At 44.9% G+C, this 19,356-nt stretch carries 14 protein-coding genes and 4 pseudogenes; 15 read left to right on the forward strand and 3 right to left on the reverse strand.

Going from position 1 to position 19,356, the window contains the following annotated elements; translation table 11 throughout:
* Positions 1 to 31 precede the first annotated feature (31 nt).
* From JCM14505_RS05345 to alr, 4 genes and pseudogenes are all read left to right on the forward strand, one after another.
* A complete protein-coding gene (locus JCM14505_RS05345; protein WP_054653393.1) occupies positions 32 to 1,414 on the forward strand; it encodes a UDP-N-acetylmuramoyl-tripeptide--D-alanyl-D-alanine ligase in 1,383 nt (460 codons plus the stop codon).
* 11 nt (positions 1,415 to 1,425) lie between these two features.
* The gene (gene cshA / locus JCM14505_RS05350) at positions 1,426 to 2,922 is read left to right on the forward strand and encodes a degradosome RNA helicase CshA (RefSeq protein ID WP_054653381.1); all 1,497 of its coding nucleotides are present in this window, start codon (positions 1,426 to 1,428) and stop codon (positions 2,920 to 2,922) included.
* A 3-nt stretch (positions 2,923 to 2,925) separates the two neighbouring features.
* Positions 2,926 to 3,293, forward strand: a pseudogene (acpS, locus tag JCM14505_RS05355) (holo-ACP synthase).
* A complete protein-coding gene (gene alr, locus JCM14505_RS05360; RefSeq protein ID WP_054653382.1) occupies positions 3,280 to 4,395 on the forward strand; it encodes an alanine racemase in 1,116 nt (371 codons plus the stop codon). The pseudogene acpS and the gene alr overlap by 14 nt, the downstream one beginning before the upstream one ends.
* A 405-nt stretch (positions 4,396 to 4,800) precedes the next feature.
* On the opposite strand, the gene JCM14505_RS09640 is transcribed toward alr, so the two are convergent.
* The 3 genes and pseudogenes from JCM14505_RS09640 to cbpA form a co-directional block, all read right to left on the reverse strand.
* Positions 4,801 to 4,968 carry a DUF6037 family protein gene (locus JCM14505_RS09640; RefSeq protein ID WP_225352283.1) on the reverse strand — a complete coding sequence of 56 codons (168 nt, stop codon included), beginning with the start codon at positions 4,966 to 4,968 and terminating at the stop codon, positions 4,801 to 4,803.
* Positions 4,969 to 4,989: 21 nt separating this feature from the next.
* Positions 4,990 to 5,485, reverse strand: a pseudogene (locus tag JCM14505_RS05365) (cysteine hydrolase family protein).
* A gap of 327 nt (positions 5,486 to 5,812) precedes the next feature.
* A complete protein-coding gene (cbpA, locus tag JCM14505_RS05370) occupies positions 5,813 to 6,454 on the reverse strand; it encodes a cyclic di-AMP binding protein CbpA (protein WP_054653383.1) in 642 nt (213 codons plus the stop codon).
* 155 nt (positions 6,455 to 6,609) lie between these two features.
* Here cbpA and pth point away from each other — a divergent pair.
* The 11 genes and pseudogenes from pth (at position 6,610) to lysS (ending at position 19,023) form a co-directional block, all read left to right on the forward strand.
* Positions 6,610 to 7,169: pseudogene (gene pth, locus JCM14505_RS05375) on the forward strand (aminoacyl-tRNA hydrolase).
* A gap of 15 nt (positions 7,170 to 7,184) precedes the next feature.
* Positions 7,185 to 10,692, forward strand: a pseudogene (gene mfd / locus JCM14505_RS05380) (transcription-repair coupling factor).
* Positions 10,679 to 10,951, forward strand: coding sequence for an RNA-binding S4 domain-containing protein (locus JCM14505_RS05385; RefSeq protein WP_054653384.1), 273 nt, complete (start codon positions 10,679 to 10,681; stop codon positions 10,949 to 10,951). The pseudogene mfd and the gene JCM14505_RS05385 overlap by 14 nt, the downstream one beginning before the upstream one ends.
* A gap of 84 nt (positions 10,952 to 11,035) precedes the next feature.
* A complete protein-coding gene (locus JCM14505_RS05390; RefSeq protein ID WP_054653385.1) occupies positions 11,036 to 11,305 on the forward strand; it encodes a hypothetical protein in 270 nt (89 codons plus the stop codon).
* A 166-nt stretch (positions 11,306 to 11,471) separates the two neighbouring features.
* Complete coding sequence (gene tilS / locus JCM14505_RS05395) at positions 11,472 to 12,089, forward strand: tRNA lysidine(34) synthetase TilS (protein WP_054653386.1); 618 nt, start codon at positions 11,472 to 11,474, stop codon at positions 12,087 to 12,089.
* The gene (tilS, locus tag JCM14505_RS05400; RefSeq protein WP_054653387.1) at positions 12,052 to 12,798 is read left to right on the forward strand and encodes a tRNA lysidine(34) synthetase TilS; all 747 of its coding nucleotides are present in this window, start codon (positions 12,052 to 12,054) and stop codon (positions 12,796 to 12,798) included. Before tilS (JCM14505_RS05395) ends, tilS (JCM14505_RS05400) begins: the two co-directional genes overlap by 38 nt.
* 2 nt (positions 12,799 to 12,800) lie before the next feature.
* Positions 12,801 to 13,343 carry a hypoxanthine phosphoribosyltransferase gene (gene hpt, locus JCM14505_RS05405; RefSeq protein ID WP_054653394.1) on the forward strand — a complete coding sequence of 181 codons (543 nt, stop codon included), beginning with the start codon at positions 12,801 to 12,803 and terminating at the stop codon, positions 13,341 to 13,343.
* Between the two features lie 79 nt (positions 13,344 to 13,422).
* Positions 13,423 to 15,516 (forward strand): ATP-dependent zinc metalloprotease FtsH, encoded by a 2,094-nt coding sequence (gene ftsH, locus JCM14505_RS05410; protein ID WP_054653388.1) that lies wholly within the window; start codon positions 13,423 to 13,425, stop codon positions 15,514 to 15,516.
* Positions 15,517 to 15,571: 55 nt separating this feature from the next.
* Positions 15,572 to 16,459, forward strand: a complete 888-nt coding sequence (gene hslO / locus JCM14505_RS05415; protein ID WP_054653389.1) for an Hsp33 family molecular chaperone HslO — start codon at positions 15,572 to 15,574, stop codon at positions 16,457 to 16,459.
* A 65-nt stretch (positions 16,460 to 16,524) separates the two neighbouring features.
* Positions 16,525 to 17,520 (forward strand): tRNA dihydrouridine synthase DusB, encoded by a 996-nt coding sequence (gene dusB / locus JCM14505_RS05420; RefSeq protein WP_054653390.1) that lies wholly within the window; start codon positions 16,525 to 16,527, stop codon positions 17,518 to 17,520.
* A gap of 12 nt (positions 17,521 to 17,532) precedes the next feature.
* Positions 17,533 to 19,023 carry a lysine--tRNA ligase gene (lysS, locus tag JCM14505_RS05425; protein ID WP_054653391.1) on the forward strand — a complete coding sequence of 497 codons (1,491 nt, stop codon included), beginning with the start codon at positions 17,533 to 17,535 and terminating at the stop codon, positions 19,021 to 19,023.
* Positions 19,024 to 19,356 lie beyond the last annotated feature (333 nt).

The raw sequence follows: 19,356 nt of genomic DNA on the forward strand, positions 1-19,356 counted from the left end.
TAGCAAGTTGATGCAGACGGGAGATAAAACGATGAAAATGACGTTGGCGGCCATTGCGACCGCATTACAAATTCCAGTCGCCACGCCGGAGTGGGAACAAATCATTATTACCGATGTGGCGTTTGATACTCGCCAATTAACGGCCGGGAGTTTATTTGTGCCCTTGACGGGAGCGCGGGATGGTCATGATTTTATTGACGCCGCCATTGAAAATGGGGCTCAAGCCACGCTCTGGCAACGTGGGCATGCGGGGGTCCCAACGACGCTGCCGGTGTTAGAAGTAGCAGATCCGTTGGAAGCGATGCAAACAATTGCGAAAGCCTACTTAGCCCAAGTCAAGCCCCAAGTGGTGGCGGTGACGGGGAGTAATGGTAAAACAACGACAAAAGATTTGATTGCGGCGGTATTAGCTACCAAGTTTAAGGTTACTAAAACCCCCGAAAACTTTAACAACGAACTGGGGGTACCGTTAACCATTTTTGGCATGGATGACGGGACCGAAGTGCTCGTGGTTGAAATGGGGATGGATCGCTTTGGGCAATTAGAACAATTAAGTCAGTTGGTGCACCCAGATTTTGCGGTAATTACCATGATTGGGGAAGCCCATATTGAATTCTTCGGCACGCGGGATAAAATTGCTGACGCCAAAATGGAAATTGTGGCGGGCATGCCCGCGACCGGTACGTTAGTCATTAATGGTGATGAACCACTATTAACTAGCCGGGCCGCCACGCTGAGCCAAACGGTTAAACAATTTGGTCGCCAAGCTACGAATGACGTTTATGCCACCCAAGTTACGGTGCAACCAACCCAGTTATCGTTTACGACGAATACGTGGCCGGAGTTAACCATGACCGTGCCGTTGGTTGGTGAATACAACGTCAGCAATGCCTTAGCGGCCGTTACAATTGGTCAAGCCTTCCAAATTAGTGGGGAACAAATTGCGCACGGCTTAGCAACGTCGGCGATGACAGCGAACCGGTCAGAATGGCTGACAGCTCCCAATGGAACCCGCATTTTAAGTGATGTTTATAATTCCAATCCAACGGCGGCGCGCGAAGTCTTACAAACGGTGAGTCAGTTACCAACTGCTGGGAACCGAATTGCCGTTCTCGGGGATATGCTCGAGTTAGGAACGGCTTCCGCGGCGTTACATGCGAGTTTAGCTACGGCGATTGATCCAATTAAATTCCACGCAATTTATTTAGTTGGTGATGAAATGCGTGCCTTGCAAGCACAACTGCAAACCAATGGTTATCCAATGGAGCGCGTTCATTGGTATGCCAAAGATGATTTAGCGTCCTTGACGCAAGAACTGCAATCCGTGTTACAAGCGGATGATATGGTGGTCTTAAAAGCTAGTCATGGGATTCATTTAGAAACCGTTTTGGCTAACTTAACGACCCCGGAATAGAGGTAAAAAAAGTGTATTTTAGTGAATTAGGTTTATCAAAGCCCTTATTAAAGGCGGTCCAACGGAGTGGGTATGAAGAAGCAACTCCGATTCAAGAACAAACGATTCCGTTAGTGTTAGCGGGCCACGATGTGATTGGTCAAGCGCAAACGGGGACTGGGAAGACCGCTGCTTTTGGGTTACCAAGTTTGGATCGGGTAGATACGCAATCCGGGTCGGTGCAAGTCTTAGTGATTTCACCAACGCGGGAATTAGCTATCCAAACCCAAGAAGAATTATACAAATTAGGGAAAGAAAAGCATGTGCGGGTGAACGCCGTGTATGGTGGGGCGGACATTCGCCGGCAAATCCGGTCATTAAAGAATAATCCCCAAATTATTGTCGGAACTCCAGGTCGGTTGCGCGATCACATTCAACGGGGCACGTTACAATTAAACCGGCTCCAAACCTTAGTCTTGGATGAAGCCGATGAAATGTTAAACATGGGCTTTTTAGATGATATTGAAGCCATCATTAATGAAACGCCTGCCAGTCGTCAAACATTGCTGTTCTCAGCGACGATGCCACCGGAAATTAAGCGGATTGGGTTGCAATTTATGCAAGACCCACAAACCGTGAAGATTAAGGCGAAGGAATTGACCACTGATTTAGTGGATCAATACTACATTCGAGCTAAGGATTACGAAAAGTTTGATCACATGACGCGCCTCTTAGACGTGCAAGATCCGGACTTGACGATTGTCTTTGGCCGGACCAAGCGGCGTGTGGATGAATTAACGCGGGGATTATTAGCTCGCGGTTACAATGCGGCCGGGATTCATGGTGATTTAACGCAAGATCGGCGTTCTAAGATTATGAAACGGTTCAAAGATGGGCAGTTGGACATCTTAGTTGCGACGGATGTGGCAGCCCGAGGAATTGATATTTCTGGAGTGACGCACGTTTACAATTACGATATTCCACAAGATCCGGAAAGCTACGTGCACCGGATTGGTCGGACAGGCCGGGCCGGTCATCATGGGGTATCCTTAACCTTTGTGACGCCAAATGAAATGGAATACTTACACGAAATTGAAAAGTTAACGAAGGTGCGGATGCTACCACTCAAGCCACCAACGGCCGAAGAAGCCTTCAAGGGGCAAGTAGCCAGTGCCGTTAGTGATGTCCAAGCTAAATTAGCGACGGGCAGCCAAACCCGGTACTTAGCGGCGGCGGAAGAATTATTAGCGACGCATGAAGCCGTTGATTTAGTAGCAGCCTTGTTAGATGAATTAACGAAGGCTGATGCAAGTGAAGTGCCAGTTAAAATTGCGCCAGAACGACCATTACCACGCCGGAAACGGTCTGGTCGGAGCAATGGCGGTAACTTCCATCGTGGCAAGCGGAATGGCAACTATCGTGGCAATGGTAATCGGCGCCATGGGCAAGGCCAAGGCCGTGGTGATCGGAATCGCCGCAGTAATGGTGGTGCCAAACGGCGGTTTAAGGTTAATCACAAGGGGGAATAAACGATGATTGCGGGAATCGGGATTGATATAACCGAAATTGAGCGGGTCAAAACGGCGGCTCAAAAGCATCCGCAGTTTATTACCAAAGTGTTAACGCCGGCGGAACAACAACAACTGGCCGCATTAACGGGACAACGCTACTGGGAATATCTAAGTAGTCGGTTTTCATTGAAAGAATCGTTTGCCAAGCGTTTGGCACGGGAATCGGTTCGCAAGTTAATTTTCAAGATGTCAGTGTCGTCAATAATGAATTAGGTAAACCCGAAGTGACCCAAACAGTCTTTGCGGGCAATGCTCATGCCAGTGTTAGTCATACGGCGACGTTGGTGATGACTGAGATTATTTTGGAGGATGAAGATGGTAATTGCTAATCTACGACCGTCGTGGGTTGAAGTTGACCTAGCGGCGATCCAACAAAATGTCAAAGAACAACAAGCTCAATTACCGGCCCAGAGTCGGATTTTAGCCGTGGTGAAAGCAAATGCTTATGGTCATGGCGCGGTGGCAGTGGCGCAAGCGTTGCGGCAAGTGCCAGTGGCTGGTTTTTGTGTGGCCACCCTTGATGAAGCGCTTGAATTGCGCGCCGCGGGGATTACAGAACTAATCCTCGTGCTTGGGGTTACCCCAGTGGAAGTAGCCGGGGTGGCAGCTGAACATCAAGTATCATTAACAGTTAGTGACGCAGGATGGTTGCAAGCTTATGCCACCCAAATTGCGCCATTAGTAAAGAGCCCATTAGCCGTCCATGTGGCCGTTGATTCAGGAATGGGCCGGCTCGGTGCTCGGACGCCGGCTGAATTACAGGCGATGGTTGATTGCTTGGCAGATTCAGGGTTTGTATTTGAAGGTATGTTTACGCATTTCGCGACGGCCGATGAAGCGGATCCGAGTTACTTCGAACGCCAAGTGAACCACTGGAATCAATTGGTGGCATCGTTAACGGAGCAACCACCATATTTGCATATGGCGAACTCTGCCACGGCGTTGTGGCATCCAGAGACGATTACGGCGAATACGGTTCGGATGGGGATTTCAATGTATGGTTTAAATCCATCCGGACGGGGCTTATCATTACCACGGCCCCTGCATCCAGCGATGAGTGTTAAGACGGCGGTGTCGTTTGTGAAACAATTGCATGCCGGGGAATCGGTGAGTTATGGCGCTACTTATACAGCGGCAGCTGATGAATGGGTGGCGACCTTACCGATTGGGTATGCGGATGGTTATGCTCGTGGGTTAACCGGCTACCAAGTGTTAGTTAATGGCCAACGTTGTGACATCTTAGGGCGGATCTGCATGGATCAAATGATGATTCGTTTGCCGGAATCATTACCAGTTGGCACCCCGGTGACGCTAATGGGGGTTGATGGTGATGAACAAATCACGGCCACCGATTTAGCTGATCAACTAAAGACGATTAATTATGAAGTGTTAACGGGCTTTGCTAGTCGGTTACCACGTCGATATCATTAAAAATGAAGCGAAAATAGGGCTCGCAGCGTTCGGATTTCCGACGTTGCGAGCCCATTTGATTACTGCGCTGTTCGATTTTAAAAGAGGTTGCCTGACTTATGTCACAGCCTCTTTTTTTTAGGCTTTACGTCAACCCGTACTGATAGATAATATTTAGGTCAATCATCAAGATGCAGCTAATAGCTGCCTGATGGTTGACTTTTTTATACGTTTTTATTGATTGTATCAAAAAAGAGCACTGACAGATTTCTCTATCAGTACTCAAAAGTGTAGACCCCAGATTTCTCTATCAGTACTCAAAAGTGTAGACCCTAAAAAATCACCATCTTTCAACGATATATGGAGTTCACGTTCAAAGATGGTGAAGTGATTAAAGTTAAGATGTAAATAAATTGTTCATAGTACCTAATGGTTTTGACTAAACGACTGCATTATAGAAAAATCACTTTTCTCATCGTGCTCATCACTTGAAAAATAAAAGCTAATACTGACATCGTCTTTGTATTTATCAAAAAGCGATGGTCTTAATAAGTGAGCTTTATCATAGTTGAAAACGCTTCTTTTCGAACCAATTGGATTTCTTTTTACTTCAAATCAAATAAATGTAAGAAACCTATTATTCCAAATATTTTCAAAAAAAATTGATAGTATCTTCAGCTGTCATATATTTATTATCAAATGTACTGCTAGTGTTGTGTTGCATTATTACTTGATATCCTAATCCATGTGCCATTTTAATTGTTGCATCAACACAGTATTCAGTCTGAGCTCCACAAATTTCTAAATTATTAATACCTAAGTTTTCTAAAATTTTCTCTAGATGGGTTTGATAAAAAGAATTAGGATGCTTTTTACTCAACAAAATATCGTTTTTCTTATGATGCAAATCAGACACAAGCTGCCAAGCAGTAGAATTTTTTTGAAGGAAATTATCTTCGTGCTGGATAAAGATAATTGGAAAATTCTGGCTCCGATAGTAATCAATACGTCTATTTATTTTTGATATTAAATTTTCATAGTTAAAAATAACTTGATCTGATTTACAAACACCATTTTGTAAATCTATTATTATAAGAGCTGATTTAGCCATATAATCTCCTTACTAATAATTAATGATTCAAAAAAATCCTGTAATGTTAAAATTTAGATCTTTCTACTTATATTCTTTAATTTCCCGGTCATACTTCTTTAGCAAATCGTGATGATAGATCTTGCTTTTTTTGACATTCGTACCTTCTTCCATAAAATTGACGCCACTTTCAATCTGTGTCTATATTGAACAGTAGCTTGGTCTTTAAAAAAATCTAGCACAAAATTATTCCACTGATATGTCTCTTCTTCTACAGATAAATTAGTTTTACTTTGATCCCAGAAACCCTATTTTGTGCTTAGCCAACCGGAGTCTTTTACGCTCGGCTCACGACCTAGATGCGACCTGTTTTAAATCTTCAACGTGCAAAATTTCAATTTGCTTTTTCCGGAGACGCTTGGTGATTTTTGCTAATAATTGCGGGGTGACATCTTCGGGCAAGGTCACAATCAGTTGTTTTTCCGTGGCTGGATTAAGCGTAATGATATTGCTAATTTGGCAATACCGCGTAATTTCTTTGGCGACGGTGACTAAAAAGCCCCGTTCTTCATTAGCTTTAATTGTGATGACATAGCTCCCAGTTTGGACATTCCAGGCCGAATTAAGCATATTGATTAAATGATTGTGGGTCAAAATGCCATAGAAATGTTTTTGTTCGTCTAACACGGCAATATAAGGTAAATCGCGAATGGCAAAGAAAATGGTGAAGAAGTCATCATTAATCGAAATGAATTTCGTAGCATTTTTTAAGAGGGTGGTGACTGGTAAGGTCATATCACCACCGCGTGACTTGTGACGATATAGGTGCATTTTGTAGATGTTACCCCGAAAAATAGTCCCGGATTTATCTAAAATCGGGATGCACCGATAGCCAGTATCTTCCAAGACAGTTAATGCGTCCGCTAGGGTCGCGTTTTCTGAAATCGTGGTTAAATGGTCGGTGGTTTGAATGAGCTCTTTAATAATCATCGCCGTGCATGTCTCCTTTGAAAAAAATTACTCAATTAATCATATCATACTTTAACTTAAAAATTAGAATTTTCTAACTTAATTATCAAAGTGGGGTCTGGTTTCTGATTGCGGTATAATAATTAAATTAGAAGAATGAAGGAGGTACAACACTCATGAAAATGATTGTTGGCTTAGGAAATATTGGGACTGAATATGATGAAACGCGGCATAACGTTGGGTTTATGACCGTTGATCAAATGGCCCATGATTATCAATTTAGCGCATTTAAACATGAAAAGGCGCCGGCGGTCACGACCACGGGGTTAATTAATGGTGAGAAAGTGATGCTCGTGAAACCAACGACGTATATGAATGAATCAGGGCGCGCGGTCAAACCATTGATGGATTATTATGATGTTGATTTAGCTGATGTGGTGATTATTAGCGATGACCTTGATATGCAAGTCGGCAAAGTGCGCTTTAAACAACAAGGTTCGGCCGGCGGGCATAATGGCTTAAAGAGTATCATTGCCCATGTGGGAACCCAAAAATTTGCGCGGGTCAAAGTTGGGATTGATCATCCCGTTCACGGACGGTGGTCAGTCACGTCTTGGGAAAGTTTACCAAGGATGAACGGCCGGAGATTGATGTGGCGATTGCCCAAGCGGAACGCGGTTTAGCGGACTGGGTTGGGGGCATGAGTTTCGACCAAGTCATGAACCATTACAATTAGGAGGTACCCAAAGCGATGCAATTAACGGATTTAATTGCCCCGGTACCCGCGGTGCAGTCGTTACTTGCGTCCGTTAACCAAGGGCAAACAACGTTGGTCACGGGAATTGACGGTTCAGCGAAAACCGCCTTGTTAGCAACGATTGCGCAAGTTACCGACCGGCCCCAATTAGTGGTCGTTGATACTTTGTACCATCTACAAGCGTTGGTAAGTGATTTAGAGAATTTGGTTGATCCGCAACGGGTGTTGGCCTTTCCAACCGAAGAAGTGCTCGCGACCGAAATGGCAACGAGTTCGCCGGATTTTCGCTTACAACGCTTGGAGGCGCTGCAAGGGTTATTACATGCAACCCAACCGATTGTGGTCGTAACGGCGGCGGGACTGCGACGCCGGTTAGTGGATCCAGTAACGTTTCAAGCAGCGCAGTTTACGTGGCACGTTGGTGATGAAATTGATTTAGCCACTGTCCGGGAGCAATTAATGCAGATGGGCTATCGGCTCGATAAAATGGTCATGCGCCCCGGCGATTTTGCGATTCGGGGATCGATTTTAGATATTTACGCATTGAATACGCCCCACCCAATCCGAATTGACTTATTTGATACGGAAATTGATTCGTTGCGTTACTTCGCGGTCGAATCGCAACAAAGTTTAGCAAACGTGGCGGAAGTTACGATTTTACCGGCAACGGATTTAATTGCGACGCCCGCCCAACATGAACAACTGCGCACGAATTTAACGGCGGAAGTCGCGGCCTTACCTGATCCGAGTGACGAGGCGGCCAATGGGGCGCTTGCGCAAGCGACCCTCGCGGAAGTCGCAGCGGGGTATTTACCGAATGAAGCGTTGGCCTACGCTGATTGGTTATACCCAGCTAACCAGTCGCTGTTGAATTACTTACCGGATACGACAACGGTGATTTTTGATGATTGGCCCCGGATTAACGATCAATTGACGACGTTAGCAGAGCAAGAGGAACAATGGTTACGCCATGCGGTGCAAGCTCACCAACGAGTTCATGTGCCACAATTAGGAACCGATGTGTTAACGCAATTAGCGGATTTAAAAACTGCTCGTATTTACCTTGCGCGGTTTCAAAAGGGGCATGGTCACCAAAAATTTGACCAGTTATTAGATTTACATACTCGGCCGATGCAACAGTTCTTCGGTCAAACCGAATTATTTGCCCATGAATTGCAAACGTGGCAACAGATGGGGGAAACGGTGATTTTGTTGGCGGCGAGTGAACACCGCCGCAAGCAAATTACGCAGTTGTTGCCGGCAGAATTAGGGGTAATCACGGAAACCACCCCGACGCAGTTGTTAGAACATCAAACCCAAATTGTCGCGACAAATTTACGGCATGGGTTTGAATTTCCGGGGGCAAATTTAGTTGTAGTCACGGAAAGTGAATTGTTCCAACAAGTGACGCCAACGCGGAAACGAACGACGAAGCTCGCCAACGCGGAACGGATTAAAAATTATAATGATTTAAAACCCGGTGATTACGTTGTGCACGTCAATCACGGGATTGGGGTCTTTGCGGGAATTGAAACGATGGTCGTTGACGGGGCGCACCAAGATTACATTGTCCTGAATTTCCGCGACCATGCCCAAATTTTGTCCCCGTCACGCAATTGAACTTAGTCCAAAAATATGTGGCGGCGGATAGCAAACCACCCCATGTGAATCGTCTAGGTGGAACCGAATGGGCGAAGACGAAGCAACGGGTATCAGCTAAAATTGAAGATATTGCCGACGAGTTAATTGAGCTCTACGCAGCGCGGTCCGAAAAACCAGGGTTTGCGTTTCCTAAAGATGATTATCTGCAAGCACAATTTGATGCTGATTTTCCGTATCAACCACGTCCGATCAAGTCCAAAGTATTGATGAAATTAAACATGATATGGAGCGAGTCGGCCGATGGATCGCTTGTTAGTCGGCGACGTTGGGTATGGGAAAACCGAGGTTGCAATGCGCGCGATTTTCAAAGCGGTGCAAGGGGGGAAACAAGCAGCGATGTTGGTGCCGACGACAATTCTTGCGCAACAACATTATGAAACCCTTAAAGACCGGTTTGCTAACTTTCCGGTGGAAATTGCGGTGTTATCCCGGTTTTTAAGCCGGCAACAAGTTAAGGAAACCTTAGCAAAATTAGCGGCTGGTCAAATCGATGTGATTGTCGGAACTCATAAATTACTCAGCGAGCAAGTTGAATTTGCTGATTTGGGATTATTAGTGGTCGATGAAGAGCAACGCTTTGGGGTGAAGCACAAAGAACGGCTCAAGCAATTACAAGCCAATGTCGATGTCTTAACGTTAACGGCGACCCCAATTCCGCGGACGTTAAATATGTCGATGTTGGGGGTGCGGGATTTATCCGTCCTCGAAACACCACCGGTCGGCCGGTACCCGATTCAAACCTATGTCTTGGAACAAAATGAAGTGGTGATTCAAGATGGAATTCGGCGTGAATTGCAACGGCACGGCCAGGTCTTTTACTTACACAATCGCGTTCATGACATTGAACAAGTCGTGGCCAATTTAAACCAGTTAGTGCCCGAAGCACGTGTGGCAGCCATTCATGGCCAAATGACGGAAAACCAATTAGAACGCGTGCTTTATGATTTTGTGAACCGCGAATATGATGTCTTAGTGACGACGTCGATTATCGAAACCGGGGTTGATATTAGCAATGTTAATACCTTGTTTGTCGAAGATGCTGACCGGCTTGGTTTGGCGCAGTTGTATCAAATTCGGGGCCGGATTGGGCGCTCTAACCAAGTAGCGTATGCTTATTTGATGTATCAACCGAATAAAGTGCTGACCGAACAAGGGGAACAACGCCTCGCCGCCATTCGTGACTTCACGGAGTTAGGTTCTGGTTTTAAGATTGCAATGCGCGATTTAGCTATTCGGGGGGCCGGAAATCTCCTGGGGAAGCAACAGCATGGCTTTATTGATTCGGTGGGGTATGATTTATACACGACGATGTTAAAAGAAGCCGTGGCGAAAAAAACGGGGTGAAGTGCTACCGGAACAATCAGATGCCGAAATTAAATTAGGCGTCGAAGCTTACCTGCCAAGCGAATATGTTCCTGATCAACGCCAAAAGATGGAATTATATAAACGAATTCGGCAAACGACGGCCGCTGGGATGTTGGATTTAGCTGGCGACTTAATTGATCGGTACGGAGATTACGGTCCGGCGGTAGCAAATTTATTGTTAGTAGCCCAAATTAAGGCGGTGGCCGATACCGCGTTGTTATCGCTAGTGGAACGAAAACAAGATAATCTCTACTTAACGTGGACGCCAACGGGGAATCGACGTTTACAAGTAACCGCGGTCATGCAAGCAATTGCAGCGACGAAATTTAAATCAACGATGAGTGAAAATGAGCAAGGATTAGTGATTCGCTTGATTATTCAGCCGTGGATGAAGGAAAATGAATGGTTAAAGCAACTCTTGACCTTATTGACAACTTTAGCAACCAAAATGGAGGAAACAGATGCGACTCGATAAGTATTTAAAAATTGCCCGGATTATAAAACGACGGCCAATTGCTAAAAAAATTGCCGATCAAGGGCGAATTTTGATTAATGATAAAGTCGCCAAGTCATCGAGTAATGTGACGGTTGGCGATGTCTTGACGATTCAATTTGGGAACAAGACGTTAGTGGTGAAAGTAATGCAATTACTTGAAAGCACCAAAAAAGAAGATGCACAATTAATGTATACGATTTTAGAAGAACGGTACGAACAAGATTTCCGGGAAGAATAAAATTAATTATTTTGAATAATTAGCTAGACCCCTAATTCTGAGCTTGTTATACTGAAGTGAGTTATAAAAAAAGGGGAACAAGTCATGCCGGAAAATCGCACCGTGCTACAAATGAATAATGGTTATATTGAGCACGTTAATCGGCGCCGGCGTTTTGTCCGAGCAACGCATATTCGGCGCTTTAAATGGTTACTAGCGATTTTTGGGACGCTAATAGTGTTGACCGGCGTGCAATTGTGGCAAACGAAGCAACAGTTAAAGGCGGTTAATCAATCATTAGTAACGACGAAAGTTTCATATCAACAAGCCAAAAAAAAGAACAAGCGGCGTTGCAACAAGAAACCAAATTATTGAAACAGCCGAAATACTTAGAGCAAGTTGTCCGGCAAAAGTATGATTATGCTAAAAAAAGGTGAAGTTGTTTATCGCTTTGCTAATTAGTCAGGATGAGCCTTCAGTTATTCGCAAGTATGCGGTGACTGAAGGCTTTTTGAAAATCAAGCGTAAGGAGGCGGAACGGATGGATTTAATCCAACAGGTTGCGAACCAAATACCAGTTAGTGATGATCCGCTAGTTGTGGCGGTGTCGACCGGCGTGGATTCGATGGTGTTGCTCCATGTGTTATTGCAATTAAAGGTTCCAATTGTAGTTGCCCATGTTAATCATCGTTTACGACCGCAAAGTGACCAAGAGGCGGCTTGGTTAACGGAATTTTGTGCAGCACATCAAATTCCGTTAGTTATTAAAACGTGGGAACATCCGCCAAGTCACGGGATTGAAACTGCGGCGCGGGAGTTTCGGTATCAATTTTTTGCATCGGTGATGAAAAAATACCAAAGTTCGGTCTTATTAACCGCGCATCATCAAAATGATTTAGTAGAAACCATCTTCATGAAACTTACCCGCGGTGGTTGGTGGAATAACTTAATTGGGATTCAGCCAGTCCGTTCGTTTGCTGGCGGGAAATTAGTTCGCCCCTTATTAGGTTGTTCCAAAGCTAGTTTGCTAGCCTGGGCAACTACTCATCACGTAACTTGGTTTGAAGACGAAACTAATCAAGATTCAACGATTTTGCGCAATTGGTTTCGGCGACAGCTTAATGATCAGTGGCGAAAAAAAATTTCCACAGCTTGGTAAGCATATACAAGCGTATAGTGAACAATTAGCTACGGTGGAAGCGACGCTGGCGGCATACTTAACACAAGTTACTAGTCAATTAAGGTTAGGCCAGCATTTCTCGCTCGTTAAGTGGCGCCAGTTGGATGGAGCGGTGCAGCGGAGTTGGCTGCAAATGAGTTGGCAAACGGCGGGGATTCGCGATGTTAGTTGGGATCAGTTAAAACAGATTCAACAGCAGTTAATGACGACCACCAAGTCCAATGGGACCCTAATGTTAGCGCATGGGTGGCAAATTAAATGGTCATACGAAGAATTTTGGTGGCAAAAAGTTGATAAAACTTTGAAAACCACCGGTGTCAAAGCGGGTGATGTGGTAGAATTGGAAAAACAATATTTTGTACAACCAATTGGTCAGGTAACGTGGCAGACTAAACCAACCACTGATCATTTACTCGCGCGGTTTGAATTGCGAGCAGATCAGTTGCCATTAATCCGGCGACCGTGGCAAGCTGGCGATCGGATTCGGTTAGCGCAGGGTGGTCATCAAAAGGTGCGGCGGATTTTAATTGATCAAAAGGTCCCCGTTGATTTACGCCCACAGCAAATGGTGGTCGTGACCAAGGATCAAGAAGTGTTATGGGTTGAGGGACGGAAGGTAGCAAGTTTACCACCGGTAGCTGACGGAATTGAATTGTATTTGTATCAACAAGGAGAAGAACACACATGAGTATGGAAAACGATATTGAACGCGTCCTTTATAGCGAAGCAGATATCCAAAAATTAGTTAACAAGTTAGCTGATCAAATTAACCATGATTATGCTGATACAGACGAATTAGTAGTCGTGTCAGTTTTAACGGGAGCGATGATGTTTACAACTGACTTGTTTAAGCGGATTAAGGTGATGGCTTCTTTAGATAGCGTTGATTTATCAAGTTACGCTGGGGCAACGACCGAAAGTACGGGGACGGTTGAATTGATCCAAGATTTAACGAATTCGATTGAAGGCAAGGATGTCTTAGTGGTTGAAGATATCGTGGATACTGGTCGGACGTTAGCAAAGTTAGTTGATGTTTTAAAGGACCGGGGCGCCAAGAGTTTGAAGATTTGTACGCTCTTTGATAAGCCGGATCGTCGGGTAGCTGATGTGAAGGCAGATTACGTTGGGCAAATTGTACCGAATGAATTTATTGTTGGGTACGGGCTTGACTACAACTTCTTATATCGGAACCTTCCATACGTTGGAGTTTTAAAGCCAGAAGTTTACCGTTAAAACGGGAGTAAATTAATGGTCAGTGATAGTCAAATGTGCTAAGATGAGACCATTAACAAATGATTGAAGGAGCCAAAGGATGAATCAAAATTCAAACAAAAATGGCTTCGCCCACAATATTCTGTTTTATGCAATTATTTTCTTTTGTATTATGGCTGGGATTTATGCTTTCTTCGGTGGTTCATCGAGTAGTGATTCCCAAAAGCCGTTAACACAAAGTGAATTTGTAAAACAGTTAAAACGCGGGGAAGTTAAAACTGTTCAACTCCAACCAACTAATGGCGTTTACAAAGTTGAAGGGACGTACAAGCACGCCCAAACAACTCGCAATAATGAAACGGTTGGCTTTAGTTTTGGTAACAACAAAGCGGCGACAACTCGTCACTTTGAAACGACAGTACTTGCAAGTGATTCGACGTTAGCCCAAATTCAAACTGCGGCTGACAAGACGAAAACGAAGTTAAGTACGAAAGAAGAACAAAATAATGGCTTATGGTCAAGCTTGCTAGTATCAATCTTGCCACTAGTTATTTTAGTCTTCTTCTTCTACATGATGATGGGCCAAGCTGGTGGCCGTGGTGGTCGTGGCGGCATTATGAATGTCGGTAAGACGAAGGCCAAGCCATCTGATCCAAAGCAAAACAAAGTTCGCTTTGACGACGTGGCGGGGGAAGAAGAAGAAAAGCAAGAATTAGTCGAAGTCGTCGAATTCTTGAAGAATCCTAAGAAATACACCCGTTTAGGGGCACGGATGCCAGCTGGGGTCTTATTAGAAGGGCCTCCAGGCACGGGGAAGACATTGTTAGCTAAAGCCGTGGCTGGTGAAGCTGGAGTACCGTTTTATTCAATTTCTGGGTCAGACTTCGTGGAAATGTTCGTTGGGGTCGGGGCTTCCCGGGTCCGGGATTTATTTGACCAAGCCAAGAAGTCAGCACCATCAATTATCTTTATTGATGAAATTGATGCCGTGGGGCGGCGCCGGGGCAATGGCCAAGGTGGCGGTCACGATGAACGGGAACAAACGTTAAATCAACTTTTAGTTGAAATGGATGGATTCAACGGTGATGAAGGGGTCATTGTAATGGCTGCGACGAACCGTTCGGATGTCTTGGATCCAGCGCTCTTGCGGCCAGGTCGGTTTGACCGGAAAGTCTTGGTTGGACGGCCAGACGTTAAGGGACGGGAAGCTATCTTGCGGGTTCACGCTAAGAACAAGCCGTTAGCAACTGATGTTGATCTGAAGTTGATTGCCAAACAAACGCCTGGCTTTGTCGGAGCGGATCTTGAAAACTTGCTGAACGAAGCCGCGCTCTTAGCTGCTCGGCGGAACAAGGATCAAATTGATTCGCTAGATGTTGATGAAGCAGAAGACCGTGTAATTGCCGGTCCGGCCAAACGTGATCGGGTCATTTCGAAGCAAGAACGCGAAACGGTGGCCTACCATGAAGCCGGGCACACGATTGTTGGGTTAGTCTTAAACGACGCCCGCGTGGTTCACAAGGTAACAATTGTGCCACGGGGTCGGGCAGGCGGATATGCAATTATGTTACCGCGTGAAGACCAAATGTTAATGTCGAAGAAGAATGCCGAAGAACAAATTGCCGGTTTGATGGGTGGTCGGGCCGCTGAAGAAATTATCTTCAAGTCCCAAAGTTCCGGGGCATCAAACGACTTTGAACAAGCTACGCAAATTGCGCGGTCTATGGTTACGCAATACGGAATGAGTGATAAGATTGGTCCGGTTGAATTACAAAGCTCCGGGGCGGTCTTTACTGGTCAAGGATTTGATCAATCACCATACTCCCAACAAACGGCGGCAATTGTGGATGAAGAAATCCGGCGCATCTTAATGGAAGGTCACGAACAAGCCTTGCACATTATTGAAACGCACCGGGAACAACATAAGTTAATTGCCGAAGCCTTGTTGAAGTACGAAACGTTGGATGAAAAGCAAATTCTGAGTCTCTACCAAAATGGGACGATGCCAGAAGATGCGGTTGAAGAGGCGGAATCAGATCAACACGCGGCTAGTTTTGAAGAAGCTAAGCAAGCACTAGAAGCTCGCGAAAATGAACGGGCGCAAGCTTACGATGATCAAAACGATGCGAGTGATCATGGTGATGAAACAGCCAGTGATGCTGCGACACCAGCTAATGATGATAAGCCAGAATAATTAAATTAAAGGCTGGGAAACTCCCCAGTCTTTTTGTTAGTCATGGAGGAAAATAATGAGTGATTATTTAGTAAAAGGAATGACCACGGATGGTTACTTTCGAATTTATACGTTAGATGCAACAGAAACGGTTCAACGGGCCCATGAAATTCATGATACTTGGAGTGCGGCTTCTGCAGCGTTGGGGCGGACGATGATTGGAACGATTTTATTAGCGACGTCCGGGATGCAAGGCGATGGTAAGTTGACGGTTAAGATTCAAGGTGATGGACCAGTTGGGTTTATGGTGGCTGATGGGACGGCCGATGCCACTGTCAAGGCTTACCTAGCCAATCCACACGTAAGTTTAGATTTGAACGACCAACATAAAATTGATGTTCGCGGTGCCGTTGGGACAACTGGAACGTTGTCAGTGACGAAAATGACGCCTGGAGATAAAACTCCATATACCGGGGAAGTTGACCTCATTTCGGGTGAATTGGGCGAAGACTTCACGTATTACTTAGCCCAATCAGAACAAATTCCATCGGCGGTTGGTTTGTCGGTATTTGTGAATGAAGATGAATCAATTCAAGTGGCGGGAGGTTTCCTAGTTCAAGTGTTACCAGGTGCCACGGATGAAGCGATTTCGAAATTAGAAGCAACTTTACAATCCTTGCCATTAGTATCAGAAATGTTGCGGGAGGATGATACGCCGGAACAAATCATGGAACGGATTTTCCCAGCCGACGAATTGAAGCGCTTAGAAACGATGCCGGTCAAGTATCAATGTGATTGTTCTAAGGCGCGGTTTGCTAAAGCCTTAACGGCCATTAATCCGGCTGATTTACAACAATTAATTGAAGAAGATCATGGAGCGGAAGCGCAATGTCGGTTCTGTCACCAAAAGTACCAATTTAGCGAAGCCGAATTACGGGCACTCCAAGCGAATGCAGCCAAATAGTTGCTAGATGACTAATGAGTGCGTTATACTACGGCAGTTATATTTAAATGAATGAGGAGAAACGAATGGAATGGCAAATTGGGGATATTAAAATCCCAAATCAGGTGGTCGTAGCCCCAATGGCAGGGGTCATGAATTCGGCCTTCCGGGTAATTTGTAAGCAATTTGGGGCAGGTTACGTGGTGAGTGAAATGATTTCTGATCGCGGAATTATGTATCAAAATAAAAAGACGCTGAAGATGACGAACGTCGAAGAAGTTGAACACCCAATGGGAATTCAAATTTTCGGTGGGACAAAGGAAACCTTGGTTGAAGGGGCTAAATTTATTGATCAACATACGGATGCGGATGTGATTGACATTAATATGGGCTGTCCAGTTAACAAAGTGGTGAATACGGATGCTGGGGCACGGTGGTTGCTCGATCCAAATAAAGTTTATGAAATGGTGTCATATGTGGTTGACGCCGTTGACAAACCAGTGACGGTAAAAATGCGAACTGGTTGGGATGACCATCATGTTTTAGCCGTCGAAAATGCGCTGGCGGCTGAACGGGCCGGGGCGAGTGCGATTGCGATGCACGGTCGGACGCGGAAACAAATGTATACTGGACACGCTGACTGGGATATTTTAAAAGAAGTTGCGAGTCAACTGACGATTCCATTTATGGCGAATGGGGATATTAAGACTGCCGAAGATGCTAAATATGTCCTTGATCATACCGGTGCCACGGCGGTGATGATTGGGCGGGCCGCAATGGGGAATCCATGGATGCTCCATCAAACGGCGCATTATTTAGCAACGGGCGAATTATTACCAGATGTGACGCCGGATCAAAAAATTGAAACGGCGAAGCAACACTTGGCCCGCTTAGTTGATTTAAAAGGTGAACGGACGGGGGTTCGTGAATTCCGAGGGCAAGCAGCTTATTACTTAAAAGGTATTCCGCGGGCTGCAAAAGTAAAAGTGGCATTGATGGAAGCCGAAGAACAAGCTACAATGAATAAGTTATTTGATCAATTAATTGATCAATATCATGAACGAATGAATCAAACAAAGTAAAGGAGCAGATGAATGGCGGAAGAACAATTAAACGACCAAATGCAAATTCGGCGTGACAAGATGCAATCATTACGGGACCGCGATATCGACCCATTTGGGGGCCGGTTCGTCCCAGATCATTTAACTTCAAGCCAAGTACGGGTAAAGTACGGCGAAAGTGATGGTGACTTATTATTACAACAAGGTAATATTGTGACGATTGCTGGTCGAATGGTTGCTAAGCGGGGCAGCGGGAAGGCTAGTTTTGCGGACCTCTTAGACCGTGATGGCCGGATTCAATTCTATGTTCGGCAAGATCAAGTTGGGGAAGAAGCTTACCAATTATTCAAGGAATCTGATTTAGGGGATTTCTGGGGGATTACCGGAGATGTAATTAAGACACGGATGGGTGAACTCACGGTCCGGGCTAAGGAAATTACGTTCTTAACGAAGTCATTACGCCCATTACCAGATAAGTTCCACGGGTTACAAGATCCAGAATTAGTTTATCGCCAACGGTACTTAGATTTAATCACGAATGAAGAAAGCCGGATGCGCTTTATTAACCGGACTAAGATTATTAAGGCGATTCGTGACTACATGGACAATGAAGGGTTCATGGAAGTTGAAACGCCAATGTTGGATAACGTGGCCTCAGGGGCGGAAGCACGGCCATTTATTACGCACCATAACGCAATGAACATGGAAATGTACTTGCGGATTGCGACAGAATTACGATTGAAGCGGTTAATCGTTGGGGGCTTTGAACGGGTTTATGAATTAGGTCGGATTTTCCGGAATGAAGGGATGGATCCACGGCATAACCCAGAATTCGATACGATGGAAACGTATGCCGCTTACTTTGACTTTAATGATGTAATGGCGGAAACGGAAGGGATTTTCCGCGCTGCGGCGAAGGTTGTTAGTGATGATTTAAAGGTTACCTACCAAGGGACTGAACTCGACTTTGCGCAACCATTTAAGCGAATCCACATGGTTGATGCGATTAAGGAAGCAACTGGAATTGACTTCTGGGAAGCAATGTCAGTTGAAGATGCTAAGCGCTTAGCGGATGAAAATGGCGTTAAGTACGAATCATGGTGGACGGTGGGGCATATTATTAATGCCTTCTTTGAAGATAAGGTCGAAGACAGTCTTGTTCAACCAACCTTTGTTTATGGGCACCCAGTGGAAATTTCACCATTAGCGCGGAAGAATGACGATGACCCACGCTTTACTGACCGGGCCGAATTGTACATTATTGGGAGTGAATTCGCGAACATGTTCTCCGAATTAAACGATCCGATTGATCAACGGGCACGGTTTGAAGCCCAAGCAGCGGAACATGATGCGGGGAATGATGAATTCCAACCAATTGATGAAGACTTTGTGGAAGCCCTTGAATATGGGATGCCACCTACTGGCGGTCTTGGAGTTGGGATTGATCGGTTAGTAATGTTAATGACGGATGCTAAGTCAATCCGGGATGTCTTATTATTCCCAACGATGCGTCCTAAGCATTAAACTAGGTGATTGTATTAATTAAGAGAGAAGAGATGGACTAAGGTAGATCCTTAGTTCAAGCAGCTTTAGTTCGTTCGATTATTGAGCGAACTAAAGCTTTTTTTATTGGGGAAATATATTAAGTGATTGTTGGCAAATGGCTGCAATTTGCGTTTAATTAATGAATTTTAAAATTAATTAAAAAAACGTGTTGACATTCCATTGGAACCCCTGTATATTAGTTTATGTTGTCAGCGACGATAAGTTGTTAACAACGATGATTAAAATAATTTATAAAAACATGTTGACATTGATTGTCTGGCGTGATATTATAAATAAGCTGTTAAATGACAG

The organism is Limosilactobacillus equigenerosi DSM 18793 = JCM 14505 (genome assembly GCF_001311375.1).
In the GTDB taxonomy this organism is placed as follows: domain Bacteria; phylum Bacillota; class Bacilli; order Lactobacillales; family Lactobacillaceae; genus Limosilactobacillus; species Limosilactobacillus equigenerosi.

Excerpts from the sequence above, each read along its gene's own strand:
- alr (WP_054653382.1), top strand. The coding sequence starts at position 3,280 with ATGGTAATTGCTAATCTACGACCGTCGTGGGTTGAAGTTGACCTAGCG.
- hpt (WP_054653394.1), top strand. The coding sequence starts at position 12,801 with ATGGAAAACGATATTGAACGCGTCCTTTATAGCGAAGCAGATATCCAA.
- cbpA (WP_054653383.1), bottom strand. The coding sequence starts at position 6,454 with ATGATTATTAAAGAGCTCATTCAAACCACCGACCATTTAACCACGATT.
- tilS (WP_054653387.1), top strand. The coding sequence starts at position 12,052 with ATGATCAGTGGCGAAAAAAAATTTCCACAGCTTGGTAAGCATATACAA.
- ftsH (WP_054653388.1), top strand. The coding sequence starts at position 13,423 with ATGAATCAAAATTCAAACAAAAATGGCTTCGCCCACAATATTCTGTTT.
- lysS (WP_054653391.1), top strand. The coding sequence starts at position 17,533 with ATGGCGGAAGAACAATTAAACGACCAAATGCAAATTCGGCGTGACAAG.
- tilS (WP_054653386.1), top strand. The coding sequence starts at position 11,472 with ATGGATTTAATCCAACAGGTTGCGAACCAAATACCAGTTAGTGATGAT.
- JCM14505_RS05345 (WP_054653393.1), top strand. The coding sequence starts at position 32 with ATGAAAATGACGTTGGCGGCCATTGCGACCGCATTACAAATTCCAGTC.
- dusB (WP_054653390.1), top strand. The coding sequence starts at position 16,525 with ATGGAATGGCAAATTGGGGATATTAAAATCCCAAATCAGGTGGTCGTA.
- hslO (WP_054653389.1), top strand. The coding sequence starts at position 15,572 with ATGAGTGATTATTTAGTAAAAGGAATGACCACGGATGGTTACTTTCGA.
- JCM14505_RS05390 (WP_054653385.1), top strand. The coding sequence starts at position 11,036 with ATGCCGGAAAATCGCACCGTGCTACAAATGAATAATGGTTATATTGAG.
- JCM14505_RS05385 (WP_054653384.1), top strand. The coding sequence starts at position 10,679 with ATGCGACTCGATAAGTATTTAAAAATTGCCCGGATTATAAAACGACGG.